Here is a 14,778-nt window from a genome sequence, read left to right as displayed (position 1 = left end):
AGATGAAAATCTCCGATACACTTTTTATAATTCCTGCTCGTGGAGGCTCAAAAGGCATTCCTCGTAAAAACATTAAATCATTAGCGGGCAAGCCTCTGATTCATTACAGCATTGACTACGCTCGACTTTTTACGGAAGATGAAAATATTTGTCTTTCAACAGACGACCAAGAAATTATTGAATGTGCTAATCAAATTAATTTAGCCGTTCCTTTTGTTCGTCCTCTCGAATTTTCTACGGATACCGCCAGCACATTTGCGGTATTACATCATGCCATTTCATTTTATCAAGCACAAAGAAAATACTATAAATATTTAGTTTTATTACAACCAACATCTCCTTTTAGAGAAGGAAAACATCTGGCAGAAGCTTTTGAGCTAATGGACAGTGAGTCAGATGTAACGGTGTCTGTGGTGCAAGAACACAACAATCCATATTTTAATGTATTTGAAGAAAATCAGAATGGTTTTTTGAAAATATCTAAAGGTGATGGAAACTATACTCGCCGCCAAGATTGTCCGCCTGTTTATGCTTTTAACGGTTCAATTTATATTTTTTCTATTTCTTCACTTCTAAAAGCAAATTCTTTCAAAGATTTTGTCAATATCAAAAAATATGTCATGGACGAAAAATATAAAGTAGATTTAGATACAATTAACGATTGGAATTATTGTGAATATCTGCTTCAGCTTAATAATCAGTAGATTACCTTTGTTTTGGCAAGATTTTTGTAAGATTTTTATAAGACTCTTACCGAAATAAAGGAATATTAATATTAGCTTTCTGCACAAAATACAAATTTAGATAACCTTTCATTTTCGGTATTTTTAATAACTCATAAACATACCCATAAAATGAAAAGTATTTACACCATTGCTCTGTTGATGTTGTCATTATCAGCATTTAGCCAAGTCAATTTAAAAAATGGACTTGTTGCTTGTTACATTTTTAATGCCAATGCTAACGATGAGTCGGGCAATGGCAATCATGGAACTGTTAATGGAGCTACGCTAATAACAGACCGCCTCGGGAAAGCTAATAGTGCTTATAAATTTGACGGATATTCTTATATTTCTTTAGTGCCAGAGCCATTCAAAAATAAAAATTACAGCTATTCTTTATGGGTCAATTTAGACGAACTTCCATTTGAAGGAGATAATAATTCATTCTTTTCTGTTGGAGGAACTGGTGCCGACCAATCTATATCCGTATTGAATAAATATGGGAATAATACAAATATCGGATTCAATGCTGGGGGGTATAATACAGCAAGTCCTGCGGTTTCAAATAATTTGACGGGAATGCTCCCTACTATTGGAAAATGGTATCATGTGGTCAGTGTGAGAGATAATATTTCCATAAAATTGTATGTTGATGGCGTATTAATTGCCAATAATTCAGCCAATATTGGTACAAATGGAACAGATGCCGCTTATGCAAATCCAACGTATGCAGAAATAGGTTCACGAGTGGGTGCAGATGGGTATTTTCAATCTGCTAAGGCAGTTATAGATGACATTCATATTTATAATAGACCTTTAACAGCCGATGAAGTCACGGCTCTTTTTGACGGAAATATAATTTCAATAACAGCCAATCAATCAGCACCTTGTGGAGGTGACCAAATCATATTTACCGCCAATGGAACTTCTCCAACGGCTAAATATCAATGGAAAGTAGATGGCATAAATGTTGGAACTCAAACCACATCTTCAACTTTTAACTATGATTCCCCCAGTAAAACATCAGACTATCAAGTCAAAATATCCGTAGAAGTTACAGAGAATGACCTGTGCTTTCCCAATAAAATTTCAACGGCAGATTCTACCATTTTGATTAAAAACTGTAACCCTTGCGGTGATATTATGGCTTGCATTCCTTATCGTGTGATGCGGGCAAAGTAAAATAATACGGAACTATCAACAACTTGTCGCAACCATTAGGACACAGATGACACGGATGTTCCAATTGCAGCGGCGAACCGCACAGATTTAAACAGATTTTTTTATATTTATCCGTGTAAATCTGTGTTATTTTATAGAGAATGACATAACTTATTGGAATAAGAACTTCCCGAAAGTTTAAAACTTTCGGGAAGTTGAGCCGAATTACTAAATTTTACTTCTAATAAGTTATGTCTCAGTCTATAATATCTGTGTCATCTGTGTCCCATTTTTTCGTCTTGCGACGAATAGTAGATAATTCCGAAATAATATAAGTTATTCAAAGGAGGTTTTGCTCAAAGCGAAGCCTCCTTTTTATCTATCTCACCAATTCTTAAATAATCTTAAAAAATCATTTCGTAACTTGTAGTTTAGTAAATTACTCATCAATTTAAGAACTAAACAACAAATGAAAAACCTTCACAAAAATCTCCTACTTGGCACTTCGCTGATGCTGGGAATCCAAGTTTCTAACGCTCAAATGCAGTATCCTCAAACTAAAAAGATTGACCACATCGACGAATATCACGGTGTGAAAGTAGCTGACCCGTACCGTTGGTTGGAAGACGACCGTTCTGCTGAAACGGCCGAATGGGTGAAAGCCGAAAACAAAGTTACGTTCGATTATTTGGATAAAATTCCGTACCGAACGATATTGAAAGAGCGTATCGAAAAGGTATTTAATTACCCAAAATATTCGGCTCCGTCTCGTAAAAACGAATGGTTTTATTTCTCGAAAAATGACGGATTACAAAACCAATCGGTGCTGTATCGTCAGAAAGGCTTAGACGGAACGCCCGAAGTTGTGCTTGACCCAAACAAACTTTCTCCTGATGGGACAACTCGTTTGGGAGCATTTTCAGTGTCAAAAGATGGGAAATATGCCGTTTATTATCTTTCGAAAGGTGGCTCAGATTGGCAAGAAGCCTATATTATGGATTTGGAAACCAAGCAAAACCTTACCGACCATATTGAATGGATAAAAGTATCTGGTGCAGCTTGGCAAGGAAGTGGTTTTTATTATAGCCGTTATCCAAAACCAGAAGGGAGTGCTTTGGCGGCTAAAAATGAAAATCACCAAGTATTTTATCACAAAGTCGGAACGTCGCAAGACCAAGACGAATTGGTGTACGAAAACAAAGAAAATCCGCAACGTTTTAATACCATGTCGGTTTCGGATGATGAAAAATTTGCCTTCTTGAATATTAGCGACCGAGGAAAAGGAAAAGAAGGAAATGCCATTTATTTTAGAAAATTAGGTCAATCAGCATTTACGCCAATTGTGGCAGAAGTCGGTGATTTTCAATACAATATTGTTGACAATATTGACGATAAATTCTTGGTAGAAACCAACGAAAAAGCTCAAAACTCAAAAGTTGAATTATACGACCCAGCTACAAAATCTTGGAAAAATGTAATTCCTGAAAAACCAGAACCCTTGCAAGGCGTTGGCACGGCAGGCGGAAAAATGTTTGCCAGTTATTTAAAGGATGTAACCACTCGAATATATGTATATGACTTTACTGGAAAATTGGAAAACGAAGTAAAACTGCCAGGATTGGGTACTGCGGGCGGTTTTGGTGGTGAAGCCGATGATAAATTTGTGTTCTATACATTTACGTCGTTTACATTTCCTCCTACTATTTACCGATATGATATTGCTTCAAAACAGACTTCAATCTTCCGTAAACCCGAAGTTCAGTTTAATCCTGATGCCTTTGAAACCAAGCAAATTTTCTATACTTCAAAAGACGGAACGAAAGTACCGATGTTCATAACTCATAAAAAAGGTCTTGAATTAAATGGTAAAAATCCAACGCTTTTGTATGCTTATGGTGGATTTAATGTTAGTTCTCAACCTGGATTTTCGGCTACTTTGATTCCATTTTTAGAGCAAGGAGGCGTTTATGCTTTGGCGAACATCAGAGGCGGTGCAGAATATGGTGAAAAATGGCACGAGGCAGGGATGAAATTGAAAAAGCAAAACGTTTATGATGATTTCATTGCGGCAGGAGAATATTTGATTGCTCAAAAATATTGTACGAAAGATTTCTTGGCAATCAGAGGAGGCTCAAACGGTGGACTTTTGGTGGGTGCAGTTATCAATCAGCGTCCAGATTTGTGCAAAGTTGCTATTCCGCAAGTGGGTGTAATGGATATGTTACGTTACCATAAATTTACGATTGGTTGGAACTGGTCGCCAGAATATGGAAACTCGGATGATGCGACAGATTTCAAAAATCTTTACGGTTATTCACCACTTCATAACATCAAAGAAGGCGTGGAATATCCTGCCACCATGATTACTACTGCCGACCACGACGACCGTGTTGTACCTGCTCATTCATTCAAATATGCAGCGACATTACAAGAAAAAGCAGGAAAAAGTAAGAATCCGTTACTGATAAGAATTGACGTAAACTCTGGACATGGTTCGAGTAATACCAAGAAGAATATTGAATTGACTGCCGATTTGTACGCCTTTATTTTTGCGAATATGGGGGTTGTGGTGAAGGGGATGTAAGTTTTATTTGATTCTAAATGCCTTATTTAATATTCCTAAAGTCTAAAACTTTAGGAATATTTTTTTTTACTAATTAAATATCCAAGATTTGATTATTAAAGTACTTCTAAAACTTCTCTAATTCTAAAATCATCACCATAGTCATAGTTGATAATATCATTTTCATCATACTTCAATGAACCAGGTTTAGTTAGCCTATTTCTATTTTTAGCTCTTTCTTCACTGACTCTAATTTTCCTAAAATAGATATTCTCAGTTAATTCAATTCCCACTCTTCTTGCTGATTTTATCATAAATTCTGCAAAACATTCAGAAGCAATTAGTTGATTTCTTGCAGATTCTGTACCTAATTTTAACTCTATCAATAATAGAGATAAATGTTGACCTTCTTCTGCAAATAAGATATAATCGCAAATTTTCTTTAATCCAGATATATCTGCAAAATAAGGGAAAAGCTTGATGTTATTTGGGTCATATCTATACAAAAGATAGTCTATTCTGTCAGCAACAATAGACCTTCTCATTATAATTTTCCCAGTCAAGTCATCTCTTTCGATTAAGTTTTTAGCATCATTACCTTTTTCAAGGTACGTATCATGAAGTAAAGACTTAATCAATTCTAATTGACTAATTTTCTTGCTTGCCATATTTTAAGGTATAGTATAATTCATCTGAACGCTTATTTAAATCCTCTATGGTATTATCAAGAGTGGAAACCTCAAAGCCATATTGGTCAATTTTTATCGCTTTCACATCCGTCTGTTTCGCTTTGTTATTTTTATAATTAAACATATAAGCACCAACATCATTTATTTTTAAAAACTCATCATCTCTGTACATTGATTTCTCTTTGATGGAACTAAGGTTTGGATTATCGGATGAAATCATAATTAAATTATTAAATTCTCTAATGATATAATCGCTATGTGTGCTTATTACAAGTCTCAAACCTTTATTAACTAATCTTGCGAATACTTTCGCCAATCTAACTTGATTATCAGGGTGAAGATTTAACTCAGGCTCATCAATAATTACTAAATCATTTTTTGTTGCTCTGTATTTTAAATAAATCACCAAACTGGCTAAGGTTTTGACGATGGAAGAACTCTGATGAAAAGACAGTTTAATTCTTGGTGCTTTTTCACTTACAAATTCAACGTTTCCTTCTTTCGTAATAACTACTTTCCCTTTTAATAATTCGTTTTCGATTTCTGTCGCATACTCAAAATATTCATTACTGTTTCTTTGTTGAATATTATCTAAATCTTCTGCTACCTCTAAGCCATCTCTTATTGGTTGTGGGTATCTGGTATTACGTTTAAAAACTAAATCGAACAAACTAAAATCTTTTTTATTTGTAATTGCTTGTATGTGTTCCAAAGCATCATTTTTACGAATAGAGAGTTCATTACTGAATGTATAAATTGAGTTTCTTTCAACAGGAAAAATTGTAGAAGATGTAATAGGATAAAATGCAATAATAGAATACAGTCTTGACAGGAATACAATTTCCATGAAATTGTAAAATTCTTTATTTTTGATTAAAGAATCACTAATTGAAAATGTTATTTCATTCGTATTTGGTTCTTTTATCAAAACAAATGAATAATCATAAAATCTAATTGTTTCCTTTATGGCTATTTTATTTATTTTAACTTGAAAATCCTCTTTGGTTTCTAAAATGTTGATTTCGGTTTTTGCAAAAAAGTCTTTGGATTTGTTCTCTGGAATTGCGAACAAATTCCAGAGATTATCTTTAATGTTTTCTACTTCTCTAACTCTAAAATTCCAGATTAAATCGTAATTAATGGTGATTTTTGCAGAATTATCTTCCACCAAAGTTTTAACTATTTCTTCTTCAAGCCGAATTCCAATATTCTTATTATTTAAATTAGTAAGAGCGTAAAGAACATAAGCCATATATGTTTTTCCTGTACCATTAGGACCGCAAAAAATGGTTATTTTTTTTTCTAAATCTATGGTTGCTTCTTTAATTGCTCCTAACTCTTTTATTTGAATTTTCATATTCCCAATTATTTGTTAGTAAAGGTAATAATTTGGATTTTAAAAAGTGTCACCGAAATTTAGTATTTTGTTTAATTCAACCCTAACACACCTCCACCTTCGTCCAAACCGCACCCGCCTCATTAGATTTTACCACAGTATCAATAAATACCATGCCTCTGATGCCTTCTTCAATGCCTGGGAAATCGTGAATATCTGGGTTGTAGCCACCCGTTAAAATTTCGCTTTCTCCTGCTAAACCACCCGCTGCATTTTCTTTGGCAACTTCGCCCCATCTTGCACGTAGAGCATAAGAGAAATTGCGGTAGATGCTCGCAAATGTCTCAATATAACCTTCTGGGTGTCCTGCTGGTTGGCGAGTATGTGCTTGGGCTTGCGGCGATAAATCACCTACACCTGTGCGGATAATGCGAGAACCTTTTTCTTGATTGGTCAAAATCAGTGTATTTGGGTCCATTTGCTTCCATTTCAAACCACCAAATTCTCCGTAAATTCTGATATTCAAATCATTTTCTTCGCCATTACAAATCTGTGAATTATGCAAAATTCCTTTTGCTCCGTTATCAAAACGTAAAAGCATATTGGCATCATCATCCAACTGACGACCTTCCACGAAAATGGTCAAGTCGGCACAAATTTCGGTGATTTTCAAGCCTGTTATGTATTCCGCCAAGTTTTCGGCGTGCGTTCCGATATCGCCCACACCACCCGCAGCTCCACAACGAGCTGGGTCAGTTCTCCAGCCCGCTTGTTTTTGTCCCGTAGCTTCTAATAATTGCGAAAGCCAACCTTGTGGATATTCAACAATTACTTTACGAACCTTTCCGATAACGCCATTTTTAATCATCTGTTTTGCCTCTTTTACCATTGGATAAGCACAATAATTATGCGTCAAACAGTAAATTAGACCAGATTTTTCGATAATATCTCTCAATAAATAAACCTCTTCTGTATTAAGCGTTGCGGGTTTGTCAGAAACCACATGAAAACCATTTTCAAGAGCCATTTTAGCGGCTGAAAAATGCACGTGATTTGGGGTTACAATCGTAACAAAATCCATTCTTTCGCCTTCTGGAAGTTCTTTTTCTTTCAAAATCATTTCCTCAAAAGAACCATAAACTCGGTTGGCAGGAAGATAAAGTGCTTCTCCCGTTGCTTTTGATTTTTCAGGATTTGAGCTGAATGCCCCACAAACCAATTCAACTTCGCCATCCAAAGCCGCACCACGGCGGTGAACTGCTCCAATGAAAGCATCCAAGCTTCCACCAATCATTCCCATTCTAATTTTACGTGCCATTTTTCTTAGCTATTTGCCTTTAGTGATAAACTTTAGGCATTTTAAGTTTTGATTTATTCTTGTGTTTTGAAACAAATTTAAGCCCTAATATTTGGTCTTAAAACCTGCCTTATATTGGTACTAATACAAATTTTCATAAAAATACTGATAAATCGGTGCATGAAATATGAATATTTTTTCGTTTTTTTGATAGATTTTTCAAAGACGAAATTTCATAAAACCAAGAAATTAACTAATTTATTCAATTTTAAAATCCCTAATTCACTATGTCTCAAATCATTAACCGTGACAAACTTTTTTTAGGAAGTTGTTTTGCCCTCATTACAACGGCGATGGCTTTCGGTATTCGTGCAGGTGTGCTAACACAACTTGGCGTAGAATTTAACCTTACTTCTCAAGAACTTGGTTATGTAAACCAAATGGCATTTTTGGGTTTCCCAATCGCAATGATTATCGGAGGACCGCTTTATAATGCTCTGGGCCCTAAAAAAATTATTTGGGTGGCTTTTGCTACGCACGTTTTGGGTTTAGTAATGACTATTTTTTCTGGTGGATTCTGGACACTTTTGATTTCGACTTTCTTTGTTGGCTTTGGTAATGGAACGGTTGAAGCGGCTTGTAATCCAATGATTTCGGATATGTATGAGGGTAACGAAAAAACAAAAATGTTAAATCGTTTCCACATGTGGTTTCCTGGTGGAATCGTAATCGGTAGTCTTCTTTCTCAATTTATGACTTCTGCGGGCATGAGCTGGCAAATGCAAATTGGAGCAATTTTGATTCCTGCAGTTATTTATGCTTTCTTATTCTTCGGACAAACATTCCCAGAAAGTCAAGATGAAGGTGCTGCTTCAACGGGTGATAACTTAAAAGCGATGATGTCTCCTTTGTACATTTTTATGCTTGCGTGTATGGCTTTAACAGCAATTTCAGAGTTTGGACCAGAGCAATGGATTGGACCAGTTTTAGGAAAAGCAGGAGCAAGTCCGATGATTATTTTGGCTTTAGTAACAGGTTTGATGGCGGTAGGTCGTTATTTCGCAGGGCCAATTGTGCATAGTATTAACCCAACAGGTGTTTTATTAGGTTCAGCCGTATTAACAACACTTGGTGTGGTTTTGATGAGCCAAGCAACAGGCGGAATGGTATATGCTTCGGCTATTATTTTTGCTTTGGGTGTATGTTATTTCTGGCCAACCATGATTGGTTTTGTGGCTGAAAACTTACCACGTACTGGTGCATTTGGTATGTCAATTATTGGCGGTATGGGAATGTTCTCAACTTCAATTTTCCAACCAGTAATCGGGAAATGGTTAGATGACGAAAAAGCTTCGGCCGCTGCTCAAGGACTTACGGGTGACGTAGCCGAATTAGCTGCTGGACAAGCAACATTAGATAATATGGCAGTTTTCCCTGCGATTTTAGTGGTAGCTTTCGCAGGTTTATTCTTCTATATGCGTAAAAATAAAACAGCTTCACACGCATAATTTATTTATGTTATTTGCTGAATAATTAAAACAAAGCCTTACAGATTTTCGTATAATCTGTAAGGCTTTGTTTTTGTAGGACAGGTTTCCAATCTGTCATTTGTAGAACAGGCTTCCAACCCGTCACTAAAAAATAACTTTAAATGTTCCTCAAAATCTCAAAACGTATCCTAATTGCTTACGGAATTCTTTTTATAATATCCCAAATACTCTCTTCGTGTTTAACTTTTAAAGTAAAACAAAAAGAGATTGATGAGAAGTTTGCAGGATTCTCTCAAAAGCCAATGCAACATCAAATTGAAGTGCAAGGAATTAGTATGAATTATGCTGAAATCGGCTCTGATTCATTGCCTGTGGCTTTTTTCGTGCATGGCTCGCCTGGTTCTTGGGGAGCATTTATTGATTTTATGAGAGATACAACTTTACTGAAAATAGTAAAAATAGTATCGGTGGACAGAGTTGGTTTTGGTGATTCAGATTTTGGTGATGCCGAAAAATCATTAGTTAATCAAGCGGAATTATTGAAACCCATTGTGGCGAAATATAAGAAATCAGGTAAGAAATTAATCCTTATTGGGCATTCTTTAGGAGGACCTTTAATTGCCCGCATGACGATGGATTATCCAGAATTGATTGATAATCTTATCATTGTGGCAGGTTCAATTGCTCCAGAACTTGAACCTCACGAAAAATGGTTTAGAATTCCGATGGAAATTATTCCGATACGGTTTTTAGTGCCTGCTTCGTTTCGGGCTTCCAATCATGAAATACTTTATTTGAAACCCGAATTAGAAAAGATGTTACCTTTGTGGAAGAATATTCGTCAGCCTGTCATTGTTATTCAAGGCGGAAAAGATATGTTGGTGAGTCCCAAGAATGCGGATTTTGCCGAGAAAATGTTGGTAAATGCCAAAAGTTTAAAAGTTGTACGAGTTGACACCATGAATCATTTTGTGCCGTGGTCGCATCCGCAATTGATTAAAAAAGCAATCATTGAATCTTTGTGATTGGTTATTAGTGATTGGAAATTTGTTTTATGTCGAAGCTAATCCCCAATCCCCAATTTCCAATCACCAATCACTAAAATATGAAATTAAGAGTAGGACAAGGGTACGACGTACATCGCCTCGAAGAAGGCAGAGATTTTTGGTTAGGTGGAATTATCGTTCCGCATACACACGGAGCCGTTGGGCATTCCGATGCGGATATTGTTTGTCATGTAATATGTGATGCCCTTTTGGGAGCGGCCAATATGCGAAATATTGGCTATCATTTTTCGGATAAAGACCCACAATATAAAGGTGTAGATTCAAAAGTCTTAGTTAGAAAAGTGCTTGAAATGGTGCGTGGAGCAGGTTGGGAAGTGAATAATTTAGACGTAACCATCATATTGCAAGAACCTAAATTGAATCCACATATTCCAACGATGAAAGCTTGTTTGGCGGAGGTTATGAATATTCCCGAAGAGGATTTATCCATCAAAGCAACTACTTCTGAACACATCGGTTTTGTAGGGCGTGGTGAAGGCGTGGCTGCTCAATGCGTAGCTTTGATTATTAAGGAGTAACTATATTTATTAAGCAAAGAATCAAAGGTTAGAATTGTGAGTTTTTGCGACCTTTGCTTTATGAAAAAAATAGTAGCCCCACATCATATTATTGCCTACGGATTGCTTTTGGTGACATTAGCCGTTAATGTTTCGATGCCATTGTTCAGAGTTTATGCTGCCCAAGCCAATCTGAATAATGGGCAAACTGCCTTAGTATTAGCGGCTTATATTTCTGGAATGTTGCCTTGTTATATTTTTTTGGGAGGAATTTCTGATAAATTAGGTCGGAAGCCTGTTCTATTCATTAGTTTGTGCTTCGCTTTTTTAGCGACTTTGGTCATTACCTTAAATCCAACGGTTTGGGCTTTGATTATCGCCCGAATGTGTCAGGGAATTGCTTTGGCTTTGAGTATGGGAACAGGCACGGCATATTTAACGGAAGTTCTTAAAGATAAAATAGCAGACGCACCTACCAAAGCGGCAAATTTGGCTTCTTTATCAACTGCTATTGGATTTAGTGGCGGGGCGTTATCCACTACTTTGTATTTATTTTACGAGTTTACTTTAGTACCACCGTCTTATTATTTGTTACTAATTATCACCGCAATCGGTATTCTTTTGGTGCTATTTTTGCCCAATCCAACGCCAATTGGTGGCGATATTATTCGCTTACCCTATTTCCCGAAAGGTTCGTTTCCTGTCAATATGTCGATTGCTCTTTGTTGGGCGACTACGGGCGTTGTTATTGCTATTGTCCCAACTCAATTAGCTAAATTTGGTATGACTGCTTTTGCGGGTTTTTGCTTGGTTTTAATTAATTGGACGGGGGCATTTACACAGCCATTTATCCGTAAAATGAACCCGATAAAATCGGTAACGATTGGTTATTTCCTTATTCCAACGGGATTTTTATTTGTGATTTTGGGCTGTCATTTTGAGCAAATTATCATTATTTTATTCGGAACATTTATCGTCGGTTTGGCGGCTTATGGGTTTTCGTATGTGGGCGGATTGGCTCTAATCGCTAATTATGGCGGACAACAACGTGCCAGAGCTGTATCTGGTTATATGCTTTTTGGCTATTTAGGTTTTGGGATTCCTGCTATTTTCTTGGGCTATCTTTCGGATAGTTTAGGCATCGTAAATGCCCTGATATTTTTTGAGGTTGTTCTTATTGTTTTGACGGCTTGGTTGTTGAAAGGATTTAAGGGATTGGGTAGTGACAAATAGCAAATTTCAACGCTGGCAGAGTTCAAAACCTTATCAGCGTTAGACGGATAAATGGGCAAAGTAGTGGCGAATAGCATTCGCCAACATAGCGAATGCTATTCGCCACTACTTGGTCATTTCTCTAAACTTGACATACACGTGAATATCCAAAACAACTTCATTTTTAATAGCCGATTTCTTCTGAATTCCCTCAAAATGGTAATCAGCCTTTTCTAAAACTCGCATAGACGCTTTATTGAAATCAAAAATACCCGCCCAAATTCTTTCAATGTTGGGGAAGTTCTTAAAAGTATAATCCGTCATCAATATTACCGCTTCCGAAGCAATGCCTTTTCCCCAATAATTTTCGCCCAACCAGTACCCAATTTCTGCGGATATTCGGTAAATATCATTGCCAAGAACAAAGCCAACTGCTCCAACAACTTTTCCATCAATATCAATAGCAAAGCAAGTGGCAGGTTTATCCGTTTCCTTATTCGCATCAATCCACCATGAAGCGTCATCATGCGTATATGGGTATGGGAAAATATCTCGGACATGATTGAAAATCTTGATATTATTGGCATTCGCTACCAAAGAATCTTGGTCGCCCTCTTTGAATGGGCGTAGGGTGAAATTTTGAGAACTTATTTTCGATGGCATCATTTGAAATTTATCCCTGTAAATATCTCAAAAATCCCGTATTTTTGGAATGATTGTTGAATAAATATAGAACGTAACCCAGACTTCAGTCTGTTTAAATAAGTACAGACTAAAGTTTGAGTTACGTTTAATGAACAAATATTAGCCCATGTCTAAAAATAATAAATCACAAAAGAAAACTATCGTTTTGCAATCTACTGTTAATCAGTCGATTAAAAACGAAGGTGTTTCATCTAAAACTTCATTTAGTTACGGAAAATGGCTCGCCATTGGAGCATTAATCATCACACTTTTTGTCGCATTTTCGGGTGGATTTGACAACCAATTTGTTGATTGGGATGACCACGTTTATATTGAAAATGATTATCTCGTAACCGAACCCAAAGGACATTTTGGCGAAGCCTTCAAAAGCCACGTTGCCCTCAATTACCACCCTTTGACGATTGTGTCGATGATGATAAATTCGTCTGTTTCAGGTGCTGACAATCCAAAAGCGTTCATCGTTACCAACTTTATTATTCACTTATTGAATACGTTAATGGTATTTTGGTTGCTCATGCTTTTGACTAAACGCCGTTTGATGGCTTCATTTTTTGCCGCTTTATTATTTGCCATTCATCCCATGAGAGTTGAGTCGGTAACTTGGATTTCGGAGCGAAAAGACGTTTTGTATGGCTTCTTTTTTATTGCAGGTTGTATTTCGTATTTATATTATTTAGATGCTGGAAAGAAAAATAAGTATTTGATAATCAGCTTGATATTGTTCGTTTTGTCTTGTTTGTCGAAAGCTCAGGCGGTTGTTTTACCGATTGTTTTCTTCTTATTTGATTATTGGCGTGACCGTAAAATTGATACAAAAGCTATCGTCGAAAAAGTGCCATTTTTAGTATTTTCATTACTTTTTGGTTTGATTGCCACCAATATTCAAAGTGGAGGAGATTTTCACGGAACAATTCATATTATCGGTGAACAACGTTCGGCTTTGAGTTTAAAAGTGTTTACAATGATGGATAGAATCCAATACGCAGGTTATGGATTTGTGATGTATTTCTACCATCTTTTTGTGCCAATCAATCTGTGTACATTTTATCCTTACGAAGCTGACGGAGTTAATAAATTGTATTCAACGGGTATTGTTTTTTCATTAATTATTGTTGGATTAACGATTTTTTCTGCTCGTAAATCAAAGTTATTTCTTTTCGGAATTGGCTTTTTTGCCGTTACCGTAGCCTTAGTTTTGCAGTTTATTTCGGTGGGGGCGGCTATCATGGCAGACCGTTATACGTACATTCCGTACATCGGATTATTTTTTGTATTGGCAATGCTTTTAGACCAATTGGCAGAAAAAAATCAAAGCCTAAAACAAGTAGTTTGGGTTGGGGCATTCGCCTTTGCGGGTTTTTGTTTGTTCCAAACTCGTAAACAAGTAGAAACTTGGCAAAATACGGGAACATTATTTGGGCAAATTATTAAACTTTTTCCGAACGATTACCGTGCCTATTATACCTACGGAAAATATGTGGGAGAGAAAGAAGGGAAATTAGAAGAGTCGATTGAGGCCAATAAAAAAGCGATTGAATTGGGTTATAAAGACGATGCTGGACCTTGGGAAAATCTCGGAACGGCTTATGGAATTAAAGGCGATACACCCAAAGCGTTAGAATATTTTTCGGAAGCAATTAAACGTGGAGCAAGTTCTGGTGAAACCTACATGAATCGTGGAATGGCGTATTTTAACCTCAACCAACCCGCCAAAGCAATCCCAGATTTTGAAAAATCCCTGACGATGAAAAATGATAAAATTGTGATGTCAAGAGGTTTATTGGCTACTTCTTATTTAGCTTCTGGCAATGCAACAAAAGCCTTAGAAAATTTCAATCAAGTAATTGAAAAAGATGGTAGCCAAGACCCTGTGCATTTTTATAATCGTGGTTTAGCCAAGCAAACTTTGGGTGATAGGGCAGGGGCAATTGCTGATTTTCAGAAGACTTTAACGCTACAACCAAATTACGAAGCAGCTAAAAAGAGTTTGGCAGGTTTGGGTGCATAATTTGTTTTAATATAATTAGGTAGAGACGTTG

General features: G+C 36.5%; 12 protein-coding genes. 8 read left to right on the top strand and 4 right to left on the bottom strand.

Annotated elements, in window-relative coordinates; genetic code table 11:
* Window positions 1-2: 2 nt before the first annotated feature.
* The 3 genes from VB796_RS09010 (at window position 3) to VB796_RS09000 (ending at window position 4,467) form a co-directional block, all read left to right on the top strand.
* A complete protein-coding gene (locus VB796_RS09010; protein ID WP_323346198.1) occupies window positions 3-704 on the top strand; it encodes an acylneuraminate cytidylyltransferase family protein in 702 nt (233 codons plus the stop codon).
* Between the two features lie 150 nt (window positions 705-854).
* A complete protein-coding gene (locus VB796_RS09005; RefSeq protein WP_323346197.1) occupies window positions 855-1,904 on the top strand; it encodes a LamG domain-containing protein in 1,050 nt (349 codons plus the stop codon).
* Window positions 1,905-2,352: 448 nt separating this feature from the next.
* Window positions 2,353-4,467 carry a prolyl oligopeptidase family serine peptidase gene (locus tag VB796_RS09000; RefSeq protein WP_416233520.1) on the top strand — a complete coding sequence of 705 codons (2,115 nt, stop codon included), beginning with the start codon at window positions 2,353-2,355 and terminating at the stop codon, window positions 4,465-4,467.
* A 95-nt stretch (window positions 4,468-4,562) separates the two neighbouring features.
* On the opposite strand, the gene VB796_RS08995 is transcribed toward VB796_RS09000, so the two are convergent.
* The 3 genes from VB796_RS08995 to VB796_RS08985 all read right to left on the bottom strand — a co-directional run bounded on the left by VB796_RS08995 (window position 4,563) and on the right by VB796_RS08985 (window position 7,771).
* Window positions 4,563-5,114 (bottom strand): hypothetical protein, encoded by a 552-nt coding sequence (locus tag VB796_RS08995; protein WP_323346196.1) that lies wholly within the window; start codon window positions 5,112-5,114, stop codon window positions 4,563-4,565.
* Entirely contained in the window at window positions 5,095-6,492 is a 1,398-nt protein-coding gene (locus VB796_RS08990; RefSeq protein WP_323346195.1) for an AAA family ATPase, read from the bottom strand. Before VB796_RS08990 ends, VB796_RS08995 begins: the two co-directional genes overlap by 20 nt.
* Window positions 6,493-6,574: 82 nt before the next feature.
* Window positions 6,575-7,771: a Gfo/Idh/MocA family oxidoreductase gene (locus VB796_RS08985; RefSeq protein ID WP_323346337.1), complete on the bottom strand. Its 1,197-nt coding sequence runs from the start codon at window positions 7,769-7,771 to the stop codon at window positions 6,575-6,577.
* A gap of 284 nt (window positions 7,772-8,055) precedes the next feature.
* Between VB796_RS08985 and VB796_RS08980 the strand changes: the two genes are divergently transcribed.
* From VB796_RS08980 to VB796_RS08965, 4 genes are all read left to right on the top strand, one after another.
* Window positions 8,056-9,276, top strand: a complete 1,221-nt coding sequence (locus VB796_RS08980) for an MFS transporter (protein WP_323346194.1) — start codon at window positions 8,056-8,058, stop codon at window positions 9,274-9,276.
* A gap of 143 nt (window positions 9,277-9,419) precedes the next feature.
* Window positions 9,420-10,283, top strand: coding sequence for an alpha/beta hydrolase (locus tag VB796_RS08975; protein ID WP_323346193.1), 864 nt, complete (start codon window positions 9,420-9,422; stop codon window positions 10,281-10,283).
* An 80-nt stretch (window positions 10,284-10,363) separates the two neighbouring features.
* Window positions 10,364-10,843, top strand: a complete 480-nt coding sequence (ispF, locus tag VB796_RS08970) for a 2-C-methyl-D-erythritol 2,4-cyclodiphosphate synthase (RefSeq protein ID WP_323346192.1) — start codon at window positions 10,364-10,366, stop codon at window positions 10,841-10,843.
* A gap of 60 nt (window positions 10,844-10,903) precedes the next feature.
* Window positions 10,904-12,055 (top strand): MFS transporter, encoded by a 1,152-nt coding sequence (locus VB796_RS08965; protein ID WP_323346191.1) that lies wholly within the window; start codon window positions 10,904-10,906, stop codon window positions 12,053-12,055.
* Window positions 12,056-12,160: 105 nt separating this feature from the next.
* On the opposite strand, the gene VB796_RS08960 is transcribed toward VB796_RS08965, so the two are convergent.
* Window positions 12,161-12,697, bottom strand: coding sequence for a GNAT family protein (locus VB796_RS08960; protein ID WP_323346190.1), 537 nt, complete (start codon window positions 12,695-12,697; stop codon window positions 12,161-12,163).
* 148 nt (window positions 12,698-12,845) lie between these two features.
* Here VB796_RS08960 and VB796_RS08955 point away from each other — a divergent pair, with 148 nt between their 5' ends.
* On the top strand, window positions 12,846-14,747 hold the full coding sequence (locus tag VB796_RS08955) for a tetratricopeptide repeat protein (protein WP_323346189.1): 1,902 nt from the start codon (window positions 12,846-12,848) through the stop codon (window positions 14,745-14,747).
* Window positions 14,748-14,778: the final 31 nt, after the last annotated feature.

Origin of the sequence: Arcicella sp. LKC2W (assembly GCF_034931005.1) — a bacterium.
GTDB lineage: Bacteria > Bacteroidota > Bacteroidia > Cytophagales > Spirosomataceae > Arcicella.
Note: the sequence above shows the minus strand (reverse complement) of the source record. Positions and strands in the feature narration are given on the sequence as shown.